Origin of the sequence: Bradyrhizobium sp. UBA2491, assembly GCF_002341725.1 — a bacterium.
GTDB lineage: Bacteria > Pseudomonadota > Alphaproteobacteria > Rhizobiales > Xanthobacteraceae > Bradyrhizobium.
This window is the reverse complement of record NZ_DDOP01000092.1, coordinates 35,858-57,417: the sequence shown is the minus strand read 5'-3', so window position 1 is coordinate 57,417 and position 21,560 is coordinate 35,858. Positions and strand designations below refer to the sequence as shown.

Below are 21,560 nucleotides of genomic sequence, written 5' to 3'. Positions count from 1 at the left end.
GTGACCTCCCTATGTCACGTTGAGCATATGCCCACGTGTTGAGCGTATGTTCATCCTGTCGTTGGAATTTGTCAAGCGCGCGGCTGCACCGTCCCGCGCGATTGCGGGTTCCATTGCACGCTGGAAGGGTGGTTCCTGAAGGGGGAGAGCGCCGCCTAGCGATCCAGCACCGCGCGCGCGGTTGCCTCGTCGGTGATGAGGCCGTTGATCACCCGGCCCGCCAGTGCCGCCTTGATCGCTGATACCTTGGCGGCGCCGACTGCGGCGGCGATCGTGGTTTGCTCGGCGGGAATCTGCGGCGGAATGCTGGTCAGTCGCTTGTTGGTGCCGCCCTTGATCAGGCGTCCCTTGGCGTCATAGGCCCAACCCGTCACTTCGCCGATCGCACCGAGCCGCATCATCTCCAGCAATTCTTCGCGGGTCACGAACCCATCGACATGGACCTGGGCCTTCTGGTCCATCTGGCCGATGCCGATCAGGCGCAAATCGGCCCTGGCGGCGACCGCCCTCACCCGCGCGATCGGATCGATGCGGACCATGCGGTTGCGCTCGTCCTCGCTCGACATCAGGAATGGCAGCGGCATCGGGTAGTGACGCGCACCGGTGCGGTCGGCGAGCCGGCCCACCGTGTCGTAGAAGCTCGCCGAGCCATCGGCGGAGATGTTGCCGACCAGCGAGACGATCTGGTGATCGGGCCGTTCGATCGGCGAGACCCGCTCGACCGCGGCGCGCACCGCGCGGCCGGTGCCGAGCGCCACGATGACCGGCGTCTCCGAGCGCAGCGTCGTCTCCAGCAGATTGGCGCTGCGTTCGGCGATTCCGGCATTCGACAGCGGCGCCGACGGATCGGACGGAACGACGTCGCAATGCACCAGATCGAACCGCGCCTTCAGCCGCGAGGCCAGCTCCATGCAGGCGGCAATGGGATGTTCGAGCCGGAAGGTGATCAGCCGCTCCGCCAGACACAGCGACACCAGGCGCTGCGCCGAGGCGCGCGACACCTGGAGCATCTTGGCAATCTCGTCCTGGGTGTGGCCCGCGATGAAATACAGCCAGCCGGCGCGCGCCGCGTCGTCGAGCCGGGACTTTTCATTGTCGGGCGCAACCATGATCCTGTGTCAGCCTTCCGTCCAGAAATCCGTCATCGCGGCGAAGATTCGATCCGCACCAGCCTGCCGCAGCAGAGCATTGCCGTCCGCCGACCGGTAGTGGGCGCCACCGACAAATCCCCACACTTTCATGCCCGCCGCCTTCGCGGCCGTCACCCCGCTGACGCTGTCCTCGATGACCAGCGCGTGGTGCGGCTCGGCTCCCATTGCGGCCGCGGCATGCAGAAACAAATCCGGCGCCGGCTTGCCATGCCTGACCATCTGCGAGGTGTAGAGATGCGGCCCGAAATGAGCCGCAAGCCCGGTCAGCTCCAGTGAGAACTTCACCCGCTCGATATCGCTGGAGGAGGCTACGCAGTGCGGCACACGCAATTGTTCGAGCACCGCGGCGACGCCGGCGATCGGCTGGAGCTGGGCGCGGAAGGTCTTTCGCACCTCGCGCGCCAGTTCGGGCAGAAAGGTCGCCGGCAACGGCGTGCCGGCCGCCTGGCAATAGTCGGTCAGCGCCGCCGAGCTACGCCCGAGGAACAGGGTCATCGCCCGCTCGGTGCTCATGTCGATGCCAACCCGGGTCATCGCCTCGGCGAGACAGCGGCAGCTCAATTCCTCGCTGTCGACGAGCACGCCGTCGCAGTCGAAGATGACCAGATCGGTCTCGGGCAGCCGCGGATCCATCCCGATATGAGATCATATGCTCAGTCTGTGAGCAATAGATCACATTTCCGGCGCAGAATGCCGCGCCTCAAATGGTCGCGGTGCACCATTGGGGATGCTGTGCGACAAGGCGAAATGCCGCATGACACACCTCTGATCGCGACCGTCGTCGCGGGCCTCGGACTTGCTTTTGTCTTCGGGACCATCGCCCAGCGCTTTCGGGTTCCGCCACTGGTCGGATATCTGCTCGCGGGCGTCGCCGTCGGTCCCTTCACACCCGGCTTCGTCGCCGACCAGGCGCTGGCCACCGAGCTCGCCGAGCTCGGTATCATCCTGCTGATGTTCGGCGTTGGCCTGCATTTCTCGCTGAACGACCTGTTGTCCGTGCGCAAGATCGCGGTGCCGGGCGCGGTCGCGCAGATCGCGGTCGCGACATTGATGGGGCTCGGCCTCGCGCTGTTGATGGGCTGGACCGTCGGCGCCGGCCTGGTGTTCGGTCTCGCCTTGTCGGTCGCAAGTACCGTCGTGCTGCTGCGCGCGCTGCAAGAGCGCCGCCTGATGGACACCGAGCGCGGCAAGATCGCGGTCGGCTGGCTGATCGTCGAAGACCTCGCCATGGTGCTCGCGCTGGTGCTGTTTCCGGCAGTGGCGAGCTTCCAGGGCGGCGGCGAAGGCGCCGCCCTCGCCTCCGATCCGCTGGCCACCCGCTTCGGCCTCGGCCTGACCGGCGTGCTGGTGCTGACGCTGATCAAGATCGCGGTGTTCATCGCGCTGATGCTGGTGGTCGGACGCCGGCTGATCCCCTGGGTGCTGCACTACATCGCGCACACCGGTTCGCGCGAGTTGTTCCGGCTGACGGTGCTCGCGATCGCACTCTGCATCGCATTCGGCGCGACCAAGCTGTTCGGGGTTTCGCTGGCGCTCGGCGCCTTCTTCGCCGGGATGATGCTGCGGGAATCGCCGCTCAGCCAGCGCGCCGCGCAGGAGACGCTGCCGCTGCGCGACGCCTTCGCGGTGCTGTTCTTCGTCTCGGTCGGCATGCTGTTCGATCCGCTCAGCGTGGTGCGCGAGCCCTGGCCGTTCGTCGCGACCTTGTTCGTCATCGTGGTCGGCAAATCGCTCGCCGCGCTCCTGATCGTCGTGCTGTTCCGTCATCCGATGGCGACTGCCCTGATGATCTCGGCGAGTCTCGCCCAGATCGGCGAATTCTCCTTCATCCTGGCCGAGCTCGGCGTCGCGCTGAACCTGCTGCCGAAGGCCGGCCGCGACCTGATCCTGGCGGGCGCGATCTTCTCGATCATGCTCAACCCGCTGGTGTTCGCGGTGGTCGACTGGTTGACGGCGCGGCTCGAGAAGCCGGAGACGGCCTCGCCGACTGCCGCAACCGCCGAACCGATCCCGACCACGGCGTTGCAGGATCACACCATCCTGGTCGGCTACGGCCGGGTCGGCAGCATCGTCGGCGATGCCTTGTACGAGCGCAACGCACCGTTCCTCGCGGTCGAAGCGTCCGACGACATGGTCGCAAAGCTCAAGCAGCGCGGCATCGAGGCCTTGATGGGCAACGCCGCGCGCGCCAGCGTGCTGCGCGCCACCAATCCGGCCGGCGCACGCTCGCTGGTCATCGCCATCCCGGAAGCGTTCGAGGCCGGACAGATCGTCGAGCAGGCGCGCGCCGCCAATGCCGACATCCAGATCATCGCGCGGGCGCATTCCGACGCGGAGGTCGATCATCTGAAGGGTCTCGGCGCCGACATCGTGATCATGGGCGAGCGTGAGATCGCCCGTGGTATGATCGAGGAGCTCGACCGCATGCATCCGACTGCCGCGCTGCAAAGCGCGCCGGCCGACAGGGAAGATTCAGCGGCATAACGCGACCGCGACCAATCGCCAAACGGGGTGAGGCGCGCCTCACGCGAGATGAATGGAGATCAGGACATGGCGTTCAAGAGCCCGCACGTTTCGCTGGTGTCGTTCTCGATCGAGATCGGCGTCGAAGGAACGACAAATGTCATGCAAATCGAAACCGACCTGCATCTGAACACGCGTCATCCGAACTATGATGCGGCCGCGGTTGAGCGGCTGGAGCGCGACGCGCAGGCCTACCTCGCGGGCAATGCCGGCCAGGTGGCCCGGATCCGGCTGGTCTCGACGCGCAGCGGCCAAACCTGACGGGGCGAGGCGCCAGGAATCAGGTGCCGAGAAACGCCGGCGCCAGATCTTCCTGCACGATGATGTTGGCCGCTTCCGTCGTCAGCTCGCTGCCGACCAGATCGAGATTCTTCGCGGCCTCGAACAGCATCGAGCGGACGTCATCCGGGGTCAGCACGCCCTTCGCGATCAGCTTGCGCACCAGCGCTTGCAGGATGAGAACGTCGATCTCGCCATGGGCCAGCGGCGTCGGCTTGTCCGTCATGATGGTCTCCCAGGGCTGAAGTTCGACTCAGGCGAGGCGGTTGTCTGAGCATGATCTCTTCGGAAAACCCGCCTTACACTTTTCCCGATCGTGCGCTAGTGCCTTTCCCGTTCCCGATGAAATCGGAACGGGGCTCTAGGTTCTTGTCTTGACGCGTTTTCTTCACGCGAACCGGTATCCACTTCGCTCGAAAACGCTCTAGCGCGGCGGCGACGCGATGTCCTTGTGCAGTTCCTCGAACGCGCGGCGCAGGCCATGCAGCTGATCGACCAGATGCAGGATGACGTCGATCCCCTCGTCGTTGACGCCGAAGTCGCCCTTCAAATCCCGGATCAGGTGCGCGCGCGCCACGTCGGTGTCCGAGAAGCTGACGTCGTGGGCGGTGTGCTCCGGCACCAGCCATTGCTGCTCGACCCAGAATTCCAGGGTCTGCACTTCCAGACCCGCATCAATGAGGAACTGCTGCTTGTTCATGACGCACCATCCTCGCGTGGATTGAATGCCTTGCGATCCCAGCTCGATACGAACGCCTCGAGTTCGGGATCGGGTCCCTTGGGCAGGACCACCTTGAGCTTGACGAACTCATCGCCATGGCCGCCGCCGACCCGGGGCGCGCCCTTGCCGCGCAACCGCATCGTCGTGCCGGTGTTCGAGCCCTTTGGAACCGTCATGGTGACCGCGCCGGTCGGCGTCGGAACGTTGACCTTGCCGCCGAGCACGGCCTCGGCCAACGAGATCGGCAGTTCCAGCGAAATGTCGTCGCCCTCACGGGTGAAGCGCGGATCGGGGCGGACCTCGACCTCGATCAGCGCATCGCCGGGACCGCCCTTGCCGCTGCCGGGCATGCCCTTGCCGCGCAGACGGATGATCTGTCCGTCAATGAGTCCCGGCGGGATCGTGACGTCGAGCGTGCCGCCGTCGGGCAGCGTCAGGCGCTTGCTCGCACCCGTGATCGATTCCGCGAAATCGATCGCAAGGCTGTAGTGCAAATCGCGGCCGCGCCGGTTCGCGCGCGCCTGCTCGCTGCGACGGAGCAGCTCGGCGAATGCGTCGTCCTGATCCATGTAGTCGGCATAGCCGGAATTGTCCGCGTAAGGGTGTCCCTGGTCCGCGGTGGCGAAATCCCGGTAGTAGCGATGCTGCGGCCGCTCGGCGCCGCTGGCGTCGATCTCGCCGGCATCGAAGCGCTTGCGCTTGTCGGCATCGCTGAGCAGATCGTTGGCGGCAGCGACTTCCTTGAACTTGTCCTCGGCCTCCTTGTCACCCGGGTTGAGATCCGGATGCAGCTTCTTCGCCAGCTTGCGATAGGCCTTCTGGATGTCGGCCGCAGACGCCGTCGGGGCAACGCCAAGGACCTCGTACGGATTTCTCACCACCTGCTCCGCAACACCGTGAATGCACTTGCAATCATGAGGGCGCAAAAGCCGGCGATTTGCAAGTGCGCAGGCTCATCGCCGGGAAACGGCGACGCTGAATGCGCGCAGCGCAACGACGAGCTAGGACGTATGCCCGGGATCCAGATAGTTCGGCATGTTCTTTTGCTGCTGCGGCGTCATCCTGGCAGGATCCGGTTTGCCCGGCACGCCCCGCGGTCCGAGCAGGGCCCGCTGCATATCGTCCTCGCTCAGGCGGGGCTTTCGATCGTCAAGCTGTCCGTCGCCACCGAGACTTTGTGCCACCACCGACCTCCTCTGATGATCGCTTGCGCGGAGGAAGACTACCGCGCTCCGCCGGAACAGGCCAGCGGAGCGCGGACGTCGCCTAGTGCTCCTGCCGCTTCTCCTCCGCGGGATGGCCCGCGGGCGCGGCGTGCGGCGCGGCCTGAACGCGTGGCTCTGGCCGCGCTGCCGGCTGCGGATGCGGCTCAGGGCGCGCCATCGTCTCCGGCCGAGGTTCCGGCCGCGCTACCTGTTCCGGCCGCGCGACGGGCTTCGCAGCGGGCTCGGGCCGCGGCTCTTCCCTGCGCACTTCTTCAGGCCGCTTCTCCTGCACGGCAGGCCGCGCGACCTCCGGTGCAGGGCGCGGCTCGGCGGCGGGCGCCGCGCGCTTCTCTTCGACCGCGGGTCTGTTGGCCTCGGCCGGCGGATGCGCCACAACACCCTTCTCGGGAGCCGGAAGCGCATGGGACCCGGCAGGCGCCGGTGCACCGGGGTGCGGTTCAACCCTCGTCTCCGGAGTGGTGGTTGCACGTCTCTCCTCGGCCGCGGGCTTGTTCTGCTCAGCGGGCGGAATCTCCTTGCCCGGGACCGGGAGCGCGTGGGACTCAGCTGGCGCCGGCGCACCCGCCGGATGTCCCGGCTCCCCGGCTGCCGGCCTTGCGGCCGTGGCAGGCACCGCCTCACCGGCCGGCCGCGCACGAACCACGCCCGGTCCCTTCAACTCGCCGGGACGCGCCGTCGCGGCAACGGCGGGCACGCCGTTGTTGGCGCGCTTGAACAGGTTCGGATCCTGGCTTGCGGTCTCGACCTGCTTGCGTTGCAACGGTGTCGGCGCGAAATGCTGTTCGTTGGCGACCGCGCGCTCGGCAGGCGTGGGCCGCACCTCGATGCCGCCGCGGCCGCCATTGTAGCTGACGTTGTTGATGGTGGTCTGATTGATCGTGACGTTCTTCTCGTAGACGTTGGTGATCTGCGCGCCCTGCAGATTGTTCACGGTGCGATTGTAGAAGAAGTTGCCGTGATCCCAGCGGCCGCCCTCATAGCCCGAACCGCCGTAGCCGAAGCCGTAATTGATGCCGCCGTAGAAGCCGACGCGCTCGCCCCAATAACCCTGGTGGTAGATGAAGCCGCCGCCGAACGCGCCCCAGTAACCCGGGGTCCACAGCAACCCGACCCGCGGCGGCTGCACCCAGGTGCCCGGCACCCAATAGTAATCGCCGCGATCCTCGTCCCATGACCAATTGCCCGGCGACCACATGTAGCCCGGCCCGGGAACCGGCGGCTGATCGTAAGTCGGCAATGGCGGCGGCGCCGTGTCGACGGCAGAGACCGGCGCGCATGCCGCGTCCTGCGCGCTTGCTGGTACGGCCGTCGCAGTGAGCAGCGCCGTGGCAATCGCTGCGCACGACACGGTCGAAAGGAGACGAGTGATCATTGGGAGCCTCTTCGATGAGCACGTTCAACGTGAGAGCCGGAACAAAAGTTCCGTGCATCGGCAATGCACCGACACACTTCACCGCTAGCGCCTTGACCTTACACCAGCCTGAAATGCATCGACGCGAACGGAAACGCATTTTCGTGGCTATTCATCGGCGGTTCAGGGTGAATCGTGTCGTGACACGACATGATTCAGCGGAACATCGCGCCGTCGCGCGCGCATCACGAGCGCGCCGCGTCGCGAGCGAGGGGATCATTTCCGAAAACGCGAATCCGGTCCTCGCTGTCGCAGAATTGTAACGATCCGGACTCGCCGAATTGCGCACCGCCCGGATGACTGCGATCAGCGCCGTCGGCGTGATTGGTGCATCCGCCATACCAGCGCAGCCGTAGCAGTGCCGCCGGATGAGTGCCAACGACAGCGCGCGGCGATTGACACACCCTTGAAACGACCACACGATGCACGCAACGGCAGTGTCAGGGGCGCGGTTTGCCACCGGCGCAAATGCACCGGGCTGCCGCATGATGGATGTCATCGTTCCGCCATCTGTCGCCGGCGGCAATGCATGGCATGATCTGAGTTCGACGAGCCTGCGCTGCCCGAGGTGCCACGATGAACATTGAAAAATATACCGATCGCGTTCGCGGCTTCATTCAGTCGGCACAGTCGCTGGCGATGCGCGAGGGGCACCAGCAATTCTCGACGCTGCACATCCTGAAAGTGCTGCTCGACGACCCCGAAGGCCTCGCGGCCGGCCTGATCGACCGCGCCGGCGGCAACTCGCGCGCGATCCTCAAGGCGACCGAAGACGCGCTGGCCAAGGTTCCGAAGGTCAGCGGCGCCGGCTCCGGACAAATCTACCTGGCGCCCGAGACGGCGCGCGCTTTCGCCGCAGCGGAACAGGCCGCCGACAAGGCCGGCGACAGTTTCGTCTCCGTCGAACGCCTGCTGCAAGCGCTCGCGGCCGACAAGGACAGCGACGCCGGCAAGCTGCTCGCCAAGGGCGGCGTCAATCCGCAGAATCTGAATGCGGCCATCAACGCACTGCGCCAGGGCCGCACCGCCGACAGCGCCTCGGCCGAGAACGCTTATGACGCGCTGAAGAAATACGCCCGCGACCTGACCCAGGCGGCGCGCGACGGCAAGCTCGATCCGGTGATCGGCCGCGACGAGGAGATCCGTCGCACCATCCAGGTGCTGTCGCGCCGCACCAAGAACAATCCCGTGCTGATCGGCGAGCCCGGCGTCGGCAAGACCGCGATCGTCGAAGGCCTGGCGCTGCGCATCGTCAATGGCGACGTGCCGGAGAGCCTGCACGACAAGGCGCTGCTCGCGCTCGATCTCGGCGCGCTGATCGCGGGCGCAAAGTATCGCGGCGAGTTCGAGGAGCGGCTCAAGGCGGTGCTGCAAGAGGTGACCTCGGCCGAGGGCGGCATCATCCTGTTCATCGACGAGATGCACACGCTGATCGGCGCCGGCAAGGGCGACGGCGCGATGGACGCATCGAACCTGCTGAAGCCCGCGCTAGCGCGCGGCGAGCTGCATTGCATCGGCGCCACCACGCTCGACGAATACCGCAAGCATGTCGAGAAGGACGCGGCGCTGGCCCGGCGTTTCCAGCCGGTGTTCGTCTCCGAGCCGACGGTCGAGGACACCATCTCGATCCTGCGCGGCCTGAAGGACAAATACGAGCAGCATCACGGCGTGCGGATCGCGGATTCGGCGCTGGTCGCCGCCGCCACGCTGTCGAACCGCTACATCACCGACCGCTTCCTGCCCGACAAGGCGATCGACCTGATGGACGAGGCGGCGGCGCGGCTGAAGATGCAGGTCGATTCCAAGCCGGAAGAACTCGACTCGCTCGACCGCGAGATCATCCGGCTCAAGATCGAGCAGGAGGCGCTGAAGAAGGAGACCGATATGGGCTCCAGGAGCCGCCTGCAAACGCTCGAGAAGGATCTGGTCGATCTCGAGAAGAAATCGGCGGACATGACCTCGAAATGGCGCTCGGAGAAGAGCAAGCTCTCCGACGCGCAGAAGATGAAGGGCGAACTCGAACAGCTACGCACCGAGCTCGCCAACGCGCAGCGCAAGGGCGAATTCCAGAAGGCCGGCGAGCTGGCCTATGGCCGCATCCCAGAGCTCGAGAAGAAGCTCGCCGCCGTCGAGGCCAGCGAGACCTCGTCCGCCAGCGAGACCGTGACCGCGGACAATATCGCGGCCGTGGTATCGCGCTGGACCGGCGTTCCCGTCGACAAGATGCTGGAAGGCGAGAAGGACAAGCTGCTGCGCATGGAGGAGATGCTCGGCAAGCGCGTCGTCGGCCAGGCCGAGGCGGTGCGCGCGGTGTCGACCGCGGTGCGCCGCGCCCGCGCCGGTTTGCAGGACCCGAACCGGCCGATCGGCTCGTTCATGTTCTTGGGGCCGACAGGTGTCGGCAAGACCGAGCTCGCAAAAGCACTCGCCGAATATCTGTTCGACGACGAGACCGCGATGATCCGCCTCGACATGTCCGAATACATGGAGAAGCACTCGGTGTCGCGGCTGATCGGCGCGCCTCCCGGCTATGTCGGTTATGACGAAGGCGGCGCGCTGACGGAGGCGATCCGGCGGCGGCCCTACCAGGTCGTGCTGTTCGACGAGATCGAGAAGGCGCATCCGGACGTGTTCAACGTGCTGTTGCAGGTGCTCGACGACGGGCGCCTGACCGACGGCCAGGGCCGCACCGTCGATTTCCGCAACACGCTGATCATCATGACCTCGAACATCGGCGCCGAATATCTCGTCAACCAGCCGGAAGGCCAGAGCACCAGCGCGGTGCGCGATCAGGTGATGAACATGGTGCGGGCGCACTTCCGCCCCGAATTCCTCAACCGGATCGACGAGATCATCCTGTTCCACCGATTGCAGAAGAGCGACATGGGCCGCATCGTCGAGATCCAGTTCGCGCGGCTGCGCAGGCTGCTCGAGGATCGCAAGATCGAGCTCGAGCTCGACCCGAAGGCGCGCGATTGGCTGGCCGAGAAGGGCTGGGATCCGGCTTACGGCGCCCGTCCGCTGAAGCGGGTGATCCAGCGCAGCGTCCAGGATCCGCTCGCGGAGATGATCCTCGCCGGCGACGTGCGCGACGGCTCGGAGGTGAAACTCTCCGCGACCAAGGCCGGCCTCACCTTCAACGGCAAGAAGCCTGCGAACTCGGCGGCCGACGAATTCGAACCGGTGTGAGACGAGACGCGCACCGCCAGCGACGCGCGCTGTCATCGCCGCGTCGTCCGGGCGCATCATATGCAAGCTGAACATTCAAGCCGAACTCAACCAGGGAGAGCGCCATGACGCAGCAGGGCATCAAGGACAACATGGAGGTCATCGGCGCCGATGGCGTGCATGTCGGCACCGTCGATCGCGTCGAAGGCAACCGCATCAAGCTCAAGAAGAGCGAGAGCGACGGCTTCCACAAGGGTCATCACCACTATATCGAGCTCGGCTTCGTTGCCGGCGTCGAGGGCTCCAAGGTGCGGCTGTCGGCCAATGCCGCCATCGCGGTGACCCTCGAGGAGGAGAAGTCCGGCAAGCCCGTTGGTCCGTCCGCGGAAGCCTAAAGCTGATCCGGAAAAGTGCGAAGCGGTTTTCCGGAAAGATCATGCGCAAACAGGAAGCCAAAGCGAGATGACGATTCAACCTCATCTCATCTCGCTTTGGCAATCCGGGCTCTTGTAAAGGCTCCGATGGCATGCTCCTCTCTCGGTATCCGGACGCCGATCTGGCGTTCGGCCCGCCTTTTTTGTCGTGGAAGTGCCGTTAGTTAAGGAGACCTGCGTGCCATCAGCCGTTCCGCAACCGGTCGCTGCGAAGCTGACGCGCGCGGCCATCTTCCTTGCGGTCACCATCAAGCCCAATCCGGAATTTGATACGGTGGTGCGGTCGCTCTGCGCCGATCTGGCCGCGCTGGTGCGCGCCGTCGGCTTCCGCGATCTCGAGGGCCGGCTGTCTTGCGTGATGGGAATAGGCTCCGATGCATGGGACCGCTTGTTCGGCGCGCCGAAGCCGCAAGGCCTGCATCCGTTCCGCGAGATCCACGGCGTCCACCACGCGGTCGCGACCCCGGGCGACCTGCTGTTTCACATCCGCGCCGTGCCGATGGACCTCTGCTTCGAGCTCGCGACCCAGATCATGTCGCGGCTCGGCGATGCCGTCGCCACCGCCGACGAGGTGCACGGCTTCAAATATTTCGACGAGCGCGACCTGCTCGGCTTCGTCGACGGCACCGAGAACCCCGAGGATCAGGCGGCGCTCGAGGCCACCATCATCGGCGACGAGGACGCGGCCTTCGCCGGCGGCAGCTATGTGATCGTGCAAAAATACCTGCACGACCTGACCAAGTGGAACGAGCTGCCGGTCGAGATGCAGGAGAAGATCATCGGCCGCACCAAACTGTCCGACATCGAGCTCGACGACGCGGTGAAGCCTAGCTATGCGCACAACGCGCTGACGACAATCGTCGAGAATGGCGAAGAGCTCGATATCGTCCGCGACAACATGCCGTTCGGCAATGTCAGCGAGGGCGAGTTCGGCACCTACTTCATCGGCTATGCGAAGTCCCCGCACCGGATCGAGCAGATGCTCGAGAACATGTTCGTCGGCAGGCCGCCCGGCAATTACGACCGCCTGCTCGACTTCAGCCGCGCCGTGACCGGCACGCTGTTCTTCATCCCGTCGGCGACCTTCCTCGAGGATGCCGCGAGCGCGGCACCCGCGGCCCCGCCCGCCGAGCCGTCGCTGGATGACGCCGGGGCCGACGACACACCCGCACCAAGACTGCCGCCGGCCGATGGCTCGCTCGGTATCGGCTCACTGAAAGGAGAGGCTGGACATGAATAATCTGCATCGGGGACTGGCTCCCATCTCTGAGGCGGCATGGGCCCAGATCGAAGAGGAAGCCACCCGCACGTTGAAGCGCCATCTGGCGGCGCGCCGTGTCGTCGACGTCGACGGCCCCAAAGGAACGGACTTCTCTGCGGTCGGCACCGGCCATCTTACGAAGATTCCAACCCCCGGCGACGGGGTCGAGGCGACGCAACGCGACGTCCGCGCGCTGGTCGAGCTGCGGGTGCCGTTCGAGCTCACGCGCCAGGCGATCGACGATGTCGAGCGCGGCTCGAATGATTCCGACTGGGATCCGCTGAAGGAAGCCGCGCGCAAGATCGCCTTCGCCGAGGATCGCGCGGTGTTCGACGGCTACACCGCCGCCGGCATACAAGGCATCCGCGAGGGCAGCAGCAATCCGGTGCTGACGCTGCCGTCGAGCATCAAGAACTATCCCAACGTGGTGGCGCAGGCGGTCAGCCAGTTGCGGCTCGCCGGCGTCAACGGACCCTACACGCTGCTGCTCGGCACCGAGCCCTATACCGCGATCGGCGGCGCGACCGACGACGGCTATCCGGTGTTGCAGCACATCCAGCGCCTGATCGACGGCAAGATCATCTGGGCGCCCGCGATCGAAGGCGGCGTCCTGCTGACCACCCGCGGCGGCGATTTCCAGCTCTCGATCGGCCAGGACCTGTCGATCGGCTATCTCAGCCACTCGGCGACCGCGGTCCAGCTCTATTTCCAGGAGACCATCACCTTCCTGATGCTGACCAGCGAAGCGTCGGTGGTGCTGGCGCCGGAGGCGAAGAAGAAACCGGCCTAGCCCCATCGGCGTTCACTCTTCCAGAAGCCTCGGGCCAGTCCGGAGGCTTCTGTTGATCATCGACGGAGAGGAGCACGCAATGCAGGACTACGATCTCTACATCAATCCGAACAAGGCGTCGGTCGGTCTCTATGTTCGCAAGGGCGCGGGCCTTCCCGACCTCGCCGATGCCAAGGACTGGGTGTTCGACGGCACCTCGGCGCAGGCCAATCTGCCGCCGCAGCTCGTGAAGGAGATCGACGCCAACGGCCACGCCTTCCGCGACATGGATTGAGCGCGGCTGTCGACGCCAGGAGCCAGTTCCGTTTCGACTGAATCGGAACGGGCACTGGATCCTTGGTTCGAAAGGCCCTAGGTCTCGCCGACCTTCACCGGCGCGGTCTCCGGCATCAGGCTCATCGCGACGATGCCGACCGCGGCCGCGAGCAGCAGGTACCAGGACGGCGCCAGCGGATCTCCCGTCACGTGCAGCAACCACGTGACCACGAGCTGCGCGGTGCCGCCGAACGTCGCGATCGCGACCGCGTAGATCGTGGCGAACACGCCGCCGCGGATGTTCTGCGGCAGTGCCTCGGTGAAGGCGGCGTAGAATGCCGTGAACGGCAGCGATCCGATGAACGACAGGATGCCGAAGCCGAACAGCAGCGACCAGGCACCGGGCTCACGGACGATCCACAGGAAGGCCGGATAGGTCAGCACCAGCACGACGAGCTGCGGCCAGATCATGACCGGCTTGCGCCCCAGCCGGTCGGCGAGCCAGCCGCCCAGCACCGCGCCGATGATCTGAAGTCCGTTGCTCACCAGCGATACGGTGAAGGCGAGCGACGACGGCACGTGCAGCGTATTCTTGGCGTAGGTCGTCATGTACTGGGTCACATAGGTCGAGATCGTGCCGCTCGCCAGAATCATCAACGCCAGCACGATCACGCGGAAATGCCGGCGCGCCAGCTTGATGTGGTTCGAGCCCTCTATGTTGGCAGCCGCACGCGCATCATGAGGAACCGTTTCCGGCAGCGTGCGGCGCATCCAGATGCCGAACGGCAGGCAGACGGCGCCGAGCAGGAATGCGACGCGCCAGCCGTAGGCTTGCAGCATGTCGGGCGCCATCGTGCTGCTCAGGATGACACCGACCAGCGCGCCGACCGTCGCCGCGACCTCCTGGCTCGCAGGCTGCCATGCCACCACCAGGCCGCGATTCCTGGGTGCCGCGATCTCGACGAGATAGGCCGTGGTCGGTCCGACCTCACCGCCGAGCGCAAATCCCTGCACCATCCGCGCCAGGATCACGACGATCGGAGCCGCGATGCCGATGGCGGCGTAGGACGGCGTCAGCGCGATGGTCAGGATCGCGCCTCCCATCAGGGCGAAACTCAGCAGCATTGCCGGTCGCCGACCGACGCGGTCGGAGAAGATGCCGAGCACGACGCCGCCGATCGGCCGGGTCAGGAAGCCGGCGCCGAAGGTCGCAAGCGACAGCATCAGGCTGCCGTACTCGCTTTGCGCGGGGAAGAAGGTGTGCCCGATCTCGGTCGCAAAGAAGCTGTAGGTGATGAAGTCGTAGAACTCCAGCATGTTGCCGATGGTCGCGGCAAACGCTGCGCGCTTGACATCGAATCCCCTGCTCGCAATGTCCGACAACGCTCTCGGTTCCTTGTCTGGTTGTTCGGTGCGAGTATTATTCCTTCGATCATGTTAGGCAAGGCATGACGCCCAGCGCGCACCGCATGTGAAGCAAGCGACGAGGACAGATCCGATGCCGGCCGACAAACTCTTCATCAATGCCAGGCTTGGCGACGGCATGCGCCGCGACATGCTGGTTCGTGACGGCCGTATCGCCGCGATCGAAGCCGCAGGCGAGCGTCCGGCGGGGACCGAGACCGTCGATCTCGGCGACGCGCTTGTCGTGCCTGGATTCGTCGAGGGCCACATCCATCTCGACACCAGCTTCTACGGCGACACCTGGCGGCCGCATCGTCCCTGCACCAATGGCTTCGACGTCCATGAGCGGGTTGCGTTCCAGGCCGAGAACATGGCAGCGGCCGCGCCGATGGACGTGCGGGCGCGCAACCAGCTCGACCTCTGCATCGGACATGGCACGACGCAGATGCGCAGTCACGTCATGGTCGATGGCTCGGTGGGCCTGAAGTCGCTCGAGACCATCCTCAAGGTGCGCGACGAATATCGGCAGCTGATCGACATCCAGCTCGTGGCATTCCCCCAGAGCGGAATTCTCAGCAACCCCGGCACGCCGCAATTGCTCGACGAGGCGATCAGGCTCGGCGCCAATGCGGTCGGCGGGCTCGACCCGGCGAGCTTCGATCGCGACGTCGAGGGCCATCTCGACGTGGTGTTCGGCGTCGCGCAGAAGCACGGCGTCGATGTCGACATCCATCTCCATGACGGCGGCATGCTCGGTGCCTTCGAGGTCGAGCAGATCGCGGCGCGAACGCGCGCGTTCGGCATGGAAGGGCGCGTCGCCGTCAGCCACGCCTACGGGCTCGGCGACATCCCTGCCGATGCGCTGAAGAAGACCGCCGACATCCTGGCGCGTTCGGGCGTCTCGATCATGACCAACGCGCCGGGCAGCCGGCCCTTTCCGCCGGTCGCCACGCTCAGGAAGGCCGGCGTCACGGTGTTCAGCGGCAACGACAACATCCGCGACTCCTGGTGGCCTTATGGCGACGGCGACATGCTGGGCCGCGCGATGATGATCGGATACCGCTCCGGCTTCTACACCGATGAAGAGCTCGCGATCGCCTTCGATATGATCACGACGGCCGGCGCCAAGGCGCTGCGGCTCGAGGGCTACGGCCTGCATGTGGGAGCCAAGGCCGATTTCGTGACCCTGAACGCCGCACATATCCAGGAGGCCGTGGTTGCGCGGCCTTCCGGGCGTTCGGTCTACAAGGGCGGGGTGCTGACGGCGCGGGACAATCGCGTCAACAGGCCGACAGGGCCATCCTGAACTCGCCGCCGCGCCGCGGTTAGTCCCTGCCGGACGACCGGCTCCGGTTGAACAGCAGATAGAGCGCGTGCGGATTGGTGGTCAGGTAGCGCCAGAACAGCCGGCGCGGCTCGAGCCAGAGACGCCAGGCCCATTCGAGCCCAACGATCTGCATCCATCTCGGCGCGCGCGGCCGCGAGCCGGACAGGAAGTTGAACAGTCCGCCCGAGGTCTTGATGACGCCGACATTGGACAGCAGCGGCATGAATTCGTCGACGAAGGCCTGCTCGTAGGGCACACCGAGCGCGACCCAGAGGAAATCCGGCGCCAGGGCATTGATCTCGTCCACCTTGGCCCGCAGCGCGTCGCCGCGCAGATAACCGTGCGAATGGCCGACGATCTTCAACGCCGGATACGCCCGGCGGACATTGGCGATTGCCGCCTTGTTCTCGGCCTCGTTGGCGCCGAACAGATAGAAGGTCAGCCCGAGCGCTTCCGCCTTGCGCGCGACGTCATGGAACAAGTCGGTGGTCGCCACCCGCTCGGGAAGCGGCTTCGACGACCGCAGCTTTGACACCATGACAAGCGGCTGCCCGTCGGCATTGATCAGATCCGCGGTGCGAAACAACCGATCGGTCATCGGCTCGGTCGAGCAGCGCGACAGCACCTCGCCATTGGCGGAGGTCAAATACAGAGGCCGGCTGACACGCCGGTTCGGGTACACCACCCCGACCATGAAGTCCGCGGTCTGTTGGCGATCGAGCACGGCGAGCCGCAGCCCTCCGACGGTTGCCCGGGGGACATCGGCGGTCGCCGCCCTGCCGGCAGGGTTGATGCGCCGTTCCGGCAGGCCGTTCGGCATCAACGATCCAGCTGGCACGTACGCCGAGACCGCCGGTTGCCCGCCACGCTGACTGTCGCAAATCCGGACAGGCGGAGCAGCTGTGCCCGAATTGAGACGCCGGGGCCATGCGCGATCGGCCTGCGAAGGCAAGATTGCGTCGGAAACGCGGGCGTTTTGGTCGTGACTCGGCATCTCAGTAGCGGCTCCAGGGCTAACAGGCCCTTGACTGCAATATCCGGTCCACGCCGCCCGCCGGACCTTGCAGGCGCGATTTGCCCATGCTGTAAAGGAATTGTTAAAGATCTGTAAAGGAATTGTTAAAGATGCCGACTGCCGCTGCGTGAGACGACAGAAGCAGCGAATTCCTGCCAGGGCGGGACGTTCCACCAGCAACAAGGCGCAAAGATCGATCTAGTACATTAATCCAAATCGTATTCCGACGATGCCGGTGGCGGCCGGCCTTTGCTATAAGAGGACCGCCGCTTTACCGGCGCTTTGAAATTGTTATTTTGCCTGGTCACACATGAATAAGAATGATGACGCGTTCGATGTCTGCATCGACGACGCATTCGACTTCTTATCCGAAGATTATGCGGAGCTGTTCGGGAGATCGGACGCCACCGCCTTTCAACATCCGCTGTGGCTGGACAGCCTGTATCGAAAACTCGCTCCCGCCGCGGCGGCAAAGCCGCTGATCGTGGTCGTTCGCGCCCGTGCAACCGGCGCGCTGGCGGCGGTGCTGCCGTTGCTGCGCGTGCGCCGCGGACCGATGCGCACGATCGAGTTCGCCGACCTTCGCGTGTCCGACTATCTATCGCCGGTCTGCGCCGCCACGACGTTCGCCGACCTGCTTCAGGACCGGCACGCCTGCGAGCGACTGCGACGGCTGCTACGGCCGTTCGATCTGCTGCGCATGCCCAAGCTGCTCGATGCCAGGATGCCGATCGAGAATCTGCTGGGGGCCCCTCACCGCAGCCTGATGGATACAAATGCCTATGCCACGGTCCTGGTCGCGCCGTTCGAGCAATGGCAGATCAGCGCCTTGGGCCGATCCTACCAGAAGGAGCTGGCAAAGAAGTGGCGCCAGATCCAGAAGAAGGGCGAGCTCGCCTTCTCATGTTGCGACGACAGCGTCTCGATCGGCGCGGCCATGGAGGTAATGAGGAAGTTTCGCGGCCCGCGGTTTCAGGCGCAGGGCGACGGCGACCTGTTGCAGCGCCAGGAGTACTTCGATTTCTATTCGGACGTGGCGCTTCGCGGCGTCGGCTCCTTTGTCCGGCTCTATGCCATGAAGATGGACGGCAATGTCATCGCCACCGCCCTTGGACTGGTCCACCGGGACAGCCTTCTCGTCGTCATGACGGCGTTCGACATCGAGGGATACAAGAGCCAGTCGATCGGCGCGCTGATGTTCGAACGGGTCGCGCAGGATTGCATCGAGCGCGGTGATCGGATTCTGGATTTCACCATCGGCGATGAACCCTACAAGAAGCATTTCGGGGGGCAGCCCACGCCGATGTCGAGCGTGACACAGGCCGGCAGCGCGGCCGGCGCCATAGCCCTGTTTGCGCTGAAGCAGGCGCCCTGGATCAAGCAGGCCGCCAAGCGCGTGACCGACTTCGGGCCGATCCGCACCTCGACCGGCGCGCACTGACGCGCGGAGACTGTTTGACCCGATCGTGTTGCGCTGGCAGCCGCGAAGGCAAGTAGCTGCTACCGGAGCGCGCCGCGAACGCGCATGACCCATCCCGGATGAATCCGGTCCACCCGATGCGTGATCATGCGGCGCAGGAAGTGCAGTCTGCGCCGCATGCTCCAGCGAGCATCGGTGTTCGAGGTCAGGGCCTGGCGAAAGCGCGCCAGTTGCAGCGAGTGCCGGTCCGCGGCAAGCTTGTCCCGATCGGAATAGAACTGCGCGATCTTCTCGATGCCCATGCCTTCGGTCTCGAGCCAGCGCGGCAGATACTCCGTGCAAAGACGCTCGACATCGACCAGCAGGCGGCTCACGCCGGTTCCCGCCGCCGGACAGTTGGTCTGAAACGCATCGCCGATCAACACGACGCCCGGCTGCAGATGCCCCTCGGTCACGGACAGATCCATGACCCAGTTCTTGACCTGGCCGACGATCTGGAAATCACCGAGATAGGGCTCGAGGCCCGGCATCAGGCGGAGCAGCGTTTGTCTGGTGTCGCGGCGCAGCTCGCGCATGATCGGATCGGTCGGATCGCGGAACATGAACAGGTTTGCTCGCATGCCGCCCGACATCGGAAACAGGCTGAGGTAATCCACCCCGTCGGCCGCCTCCTTGCCGTAGCAGGTCAGCGAGTCGAAACCGAACGGCGCGTTGTCGGGCCGCGCGATCGTGAAGCCGAACGTTACCGAATGTCGCGCGGCAATCATCTGCCGGCGCATGCCGAGATTGTGGCCAAGTGCGCTGGCCATGCCGGTCGCCAGGACGACCAGACGCGAGACGACGCGCGTCCCGGAAGCCAGCGTCAGCTGCTGACGATCCTCGCTGCAATGGACATCGGTCACCTGGTCGAGCAGGAAGCTCGACGCATCAGGCGTCAGGCCGCGCGCCAGGTCGACGAGGTTGGCATAGGAAATTCCATAGGACCGGCCGACACTGATATCGACCAGCCTGCCGCCCCTGATGTTGAGCGACCGGTCATACGACGATGCGACCGCCTTGACCTCGTCGATGAAGCCCAGGCGACGCAGGATATCGATCTGCCGTCCGGCAATCTTTTCGACGCGGAATTCATCCGGTGGAATCTGGCGCTTGTCGATCAGGAGGACCCGGTACCCGGCTCGGGCGAGGACAGCTCTGGCGAGCGAGCCTGCCAGACCGGCGCCGACGATGGCGACGTCCGTCTCGATGACCTCCGCCGCCCCAATCGCGGCCGGCATGGTCGTGGTTTCCTCGGCAATCATGATGTCCGCTCCGACGGCCAATGGCCGCACAACCGCAGTTTGCACCACAACTGCAATTTGCTTGCCGCGCCGCCGCCGGACCGAACGAACGCGATGAGTTCCATTATTGAGGTTAACGACAGCGCCCGGAGGGCGACCGGCAGCTCGCGGCATACGGCTTGCACAGAGAGCGGCCATGAAACCGATCGTTTGGAGGCCGCGCAGCGCGACGGCGGATCAATGCGCGGCTGCGGGGCGTCATCGCTTGCCGTTGGCACCCGGAAGCAGTGCAGCGGCGCTGTTGGACTGGACGCTGGAGCACCAGTCAAGCTGCGCCGTTTGGAGACAGCAAGACAGGCGACGTTCCAGAATGAAGCAACGCGACATGCTGGCAAGATTCACCGCGGCGTGGTGCCCGCAAGCCCGCCAGCAGGAACGGAATTTTAGCAACAGAACATTAACACTCCCGACTTCACGGATTGCTAGGGTCAGCTGCCCGATTGGATATTGAGACGCCTCAGGTGATTGCCTCTGTTCGCCGATTGTTACAGCGCGATGTCACGCGCGGCGTAGCCGGGACCATCCTGCTCAAGGTTGGCAGCGGCGGGCTGGCCTTCGCACTGTTCTCGCTGGCTGCGCGAACGATGACGGCCGACGCGTTCGGAGATTTTGCGACCTGGCTGTCCGTCGCACAGATCGCCGCGGTCGTGGGACTGGTCGGCCAGGAGCTGCTGCTCGTTCGCTTCCTCAATGAATACCAGGTGCGCGGCGAGAGCGACCTCACCAAGGGCGTCCTGCTGTCGAGCCTGAAGTACTCGGCGGTCGGCATGTTGATTTCGATCGTGGCGATCGCCGCGGTGGCCGTCATTCGCGGCGAATGGTGGCTGCTGGTCCTGTCGGTGTCGGCGTTCACGGCCGTCAATGCCGGACTGATGCTCGGCAGCCAGATCGCCCGCTCCCTGGTCAGCATTCTGATGGGTGAAGGCAATCGGGAATTCTTCTGGCGGGTCGCCGTCGTCCTGTTGCTGATCGTCGCACTGCTCGCTCACCGCCAGCTCACCCCTGCCGAACTATTCACCGCGATGACGGTCATGATGGCCCTCGGGCTGGTCGTCCAGATCGTGTCGATCGTAAGCGTGCTGCCGAACCTGCGCGCGGTCACGGCCCGGTTCGAGACGTCACGCTGGAACAGGAGTGCGTTCCGGTTCTGGCTCGCGTCGATCCTCGAAGCGGCAAACCAGTATTTCGACGTCATCCTGGTCTACTGGATGCTGGATCCGGCAACGGCAGGCGTCTATTTCGCGGCCTCGCGCCTGGCCAACATCTTCGCCATGCTTTCGGCGGCGCTCTACACGTTCGGTGCGCGCCGCCTGCCCTCGTTGTATTTCAGCAAGAACCACATCGAGCTCGAACATACGCTGAAGCTGATGGCCGAGGTGACCGCGCTCTGCGTGCTCAGCGGGCTCGTCATCGTCTGGCTCGGCGCCCCCTACCTGCTCGGCCTGTTCGGGCCGCACTTCGCCGCGCAGCAATGGGTGCTGATCGTGCTCGCGATCGGAACCGCGTTCCAGGCCGCGGGCGGACCGTCAGCCGCCGTTCTGCAACTGACCGGCCACGAGCGCGATTATGTTCCGGTCGTCGCCGCCAACGTGGCGCTGCGACTGGTCGGATTTGTCGTGCTGATCCCATGGCTCGGCGTGCTGGGTGCTGCGATCTCTGCCACCGCTTCGCTGATACTCGCGACCATCGCGCTCAATGTGCTGTGCCGCCGCCGGACCGGCGTCGACCCGTCAGTCCTGGTGCTGTCGCATCTCGCGTCATCGAAGGGCCGCCCCTATGCGGTCCGCGTCGCCGACGGCAACGACCAGGGCAGCTACTAGGGCGCGCCTTTTCCG

At 65.2% G+C, this 21,560-nt stretch carries 20 protein-coding genes; 10 read left to right on the top strand and 10 right to left on the bottom strand.

Going from position 1 to position 21,560, the window contains the following annotated elements; translation table 11 throughout:
- Window positions 1–155 precede the first annotated feature (155 nt).
- The gene (locus B2W55_RS30925) at window positions 156–1,109 is read right to left on the bottom strand and encodes a sugar-binding transcriptional regulator (protein ID WP_024583854.1); all 954 of its coding nucleotides are present in this window, start codon (window positions 1,107–1,109) and stop codon (window positions 156–158) included.
- Between the two features lie 9 nt (window positions 1,110–1,118).
- On the bottom strand, window positions 1,119–1,784 hold the full coding sequence (locus B2W55_RS30920; RefSeq protein ID WP_024583855.1) for an HAD family hydrolase: 666 nt from the start codon (window positions 1,782–1,784) through the stop codon (window positions 1,119–1,121).
- 114 nt (window positions 1,785–1,898) lie between these two features.
- Between B2W55_RS30920 and ybaL the strand changes: the two genes are divergently transcribed.
- Together ybaL and B2W55_RS30910 are read left to right on the top strand one after the other, a co-directional pair.
- Complete coding sequence (gene ybaL, locus B2W55_RS30915) at window positions 1,899–3,635, top strand: YbaL family putative K(+) efflux transporter (protein ID WP_024583856.1); 1,737 nt, start codon at window positions 1,899–1,901, stop codon at window positions 3,633–3,635.
- A gap of 66 nt (window positions 3,636–3,701) precedes the next feature.
- On the top strand, window positions 3,702–3,935 hold the full coding sequence (locus tag B2W55_RS30910) for a hypothetical protein (RefSeq protein ID WP_024583857.1): 234 nt from the start codon (window positions 3,702–3,704) through the stop codon (window positions 3,933–3,935).
- A gap of 19 nt (window positions 3,936–3,954) precedes the next feature.
- Here B2W55_RS30910 and B2W55_RS30905 read toward each other — a convergent pair whose 3' ends face one another.
- The 5 genes from B2W55_RS30905 to B2W55_RS30885 all read right to left on the bottom strand — a co-directional run bounded on the left by B2W55_RS30905 (window position 3,955) and on the right by B2W55_RS30885 (window position 7,272).
- The gene (locus B2W55_RS30905; RefSeq protein WP_024583858.1) at window positions 3,955–4,179 is read right to left on the bottom strand and encodes a hypothetical protein; all 225 of its coding nucleotides are present in this window, start codon (window positions 4,177–4,179) and stop codon (window positions 3,955–3,957) included.
- Between the two features lie 198 nt (window positions 4,180–4,377).
- Window positions 4,378–4,653 (bottom strand): chaperone modulator CbpM, encoded by a 276-nt coding sequence (locus tag B2W55_RS30900; protein WP_024583859.1) that lies wholly within the window; start codon window positions 4,651–4,653, stop codon window positions 4,378–4,380.
- Window positions 4,650–5,552, bottom strand: coding sequence for a DnaJ C-terminal domain-containing protein (locus tag B2W55_RS30895; RefSeq protein WP_024583860.1), 903 nt, complete (start codon window positions 5,550–5,552; stop codon window positions 4,650–4,652). The genes B2W55_RS30900 and B2W55_RS30895 overlap by 4 nt, the downstream gene beginning before the upstream one ends.
- Window positions 5,553–5,675: 123 nt before the next feature.
- Window positions 5,676–5,858 (bottom strand): hypothetical protein, encoded by a 183-nt coding sequence (locus B2W55_RS30890; protein ID WP_024583861.1) that lies wholly within the window; start codon window positions 5,856–5,858, stop codon window positions 5,676–5,678.
- A gap of 82 nt (window positions 5,859–5,940) precedes the next feature.
- Complete coding sequence (locus tag B2W55_RS30885) at window positions 5,941–7,272, bottom strand: YXWGXW repeat-containing protein (protein WP_024583862.1); 1,332 nt, start codon at window positions 7,270–7,272, stop codon at window positions 5,941–5,943.
- Window positions 7,273–7,887: 615 nt separating this feature from the next.
- Between B2W55_RS30885 and clpB the strand changes: the two genes are divergently transcribed.
- From clpB to B2W55_RS30860, 5 genes are all read left to right on the top strand, one after another.
- A complete protein-coding gene (gene clpB / locus B2W55_RS30880) occupies window positions 7,888–10,500 on the top strand; it encodes an ATP-dependent chaperone ClpB (protein WP_024583863.1) in 2,613 nt (870 codons plus the stop codon).
- A 104-nt stretch (window positions 10,501–10,604) separates the two neighbouring features.
- Entirely contained in the window at window positions 10,605–10,874 is a 270-nt protein-coding gene (locus tag B2W55_RS30875; RefSeq protein ID WP_024583864.1) for a DUF2171 domain-containing protein, read from the top strand.
- Between the two features lie 217 nt (window positions 10,875–11,091).
- Window positions 11,092–12,153 (top strand): Dyp-type peroxidase, encoded by a 1,062-nt coding sequence (locus tag B2W55_RS30870; RefSeq protein ID WP_024583865.1) that lies wholly within the window; start codon window positions 11,092–11,094, stop codon window positions 12,151–12,153.
- On the top strand, window positions 12,146–12,964 hold the full coding sequence (locus B2W55_RS30865; RefSeq protein ID WP_024583866.1) for a family 1 encapsulin nanocompartment shell protein: 819 nt from the start codon (window positions 12,146–12,148) through the stop codon (window positions 12,962–12,964). Before B2W55_RS30870 ends, B2W55_RS30865 begins: the two co-directional genes overlap by 8 nt.
- Window positions 12,965–13,043: 79 nt before the next feature.
- Window positions 13,044–13,238 (top strand): hypothetical protein, encoded by a 195-nt coding sequence (locus B2W55_RS30860; RefSeq protein WP_024583867.1) that lies wholly within the window; start codon window positions 13,044–13,046, stop codon window positions 13,236–13,238.
- A 77-nt stretch (window positions 13,239–13,315) separates the two neighbouring features.
- Here the strand turns inward: B2W55_RS30860 and B2W55_RS30855 are convergent, their stop codons facing one another.
- On the bottom strand, window positions 13,316–14,602 hold the full coding sequence (locus tag B2W55_RS30855) for an MFS transporter (protein ID WP_024583868.1): 1,287 nt from the start codon (window positions 14,600–14,602) through the stop codon (window positions 13,316–13,318).
- A 115-nt stretch (window positions 14,603–14,717) separates the two neighbouring features.
- Between B2W55_RS30855 and B2W55_RS30850 the strand changes: the two genes are divergently transcribed.
- Entirely contained in the window at window positions 14,718–15,929 is a 1,212-nt protein-coding gene (locus B2W55_RS30850; RefSeq protein ID WP_024583869.1) for an amidohydrolase family protein, read from the top strand.
- Between the two features lie 19 nt (window positions 15,930–15,948).
- Here the strand turns inward: B2W55_RS30850 and B2W55_RS30845 are convergent, their stop codons facing one another.
- Window positions 15,949–16,758, bottom strand: coding sequence for a WecB/TagA/CpsF family glycosyltransferase (locus B2W55_RS30845; RefSeq protein WP_024583870.1), 810 nt, complete (start codon window positions 16,756–16,758; stop codon window positions 15,949–15,951).
- Window positions 16,759–17,275: 517 nt separating this feature from the next.
- Here B2W55_RS30845 and B2W55_RS30840 point away from each other — a divergent pair.
- Window positions 17,276–18,406: a GNAT family N-acetyltransferase gene (locus B2W55_RS30840; RefSeq protein WP_024583871.1), complete on the top strand. Its 1,131-nt coding sequence runs from the start codon at window positions 17,276–17,278 to the stop codon at window positions 18,404–18,406.
- Window positions 18,407–18,465: 59 nt separating this feature from the next.
- Here the strand turns inward: B2W55_RS30840 and B2W55_RS30835 are convergent, their stop codons facing one another.
- Window positions 18,466–19,686: an FAD-dependent oxidoreductase gene (locus B2W55_RS30835; RefSeq protein ID WP_024583872.1), complete on the bottom strand. Its 1,221-nt coding sequence runs from the start codon at window positions 19,684–19,686 to the stop codon at window positions 18,466–18,468.
- A gap of 500 nt (window positions 19,687–20,186) precedes the next feature.
- Here B2W55_RS30835 and B2W55_RS30830 point away from each other — a divergent pair, with 500 nt between their 5' ends.
- A complete protein-coding gene (locus B2W55_RS30830; RefSeq protein ID WP_024583873.1) occupies window positions 20,187–21,545 on the top strand; it encodes a lipopolysaccharide biosynthesis protein in 1,359 nt (452 codons plus the stop codon).
- Window positions 21,546–21,560 lie beyond the last annotated feature (15 nt).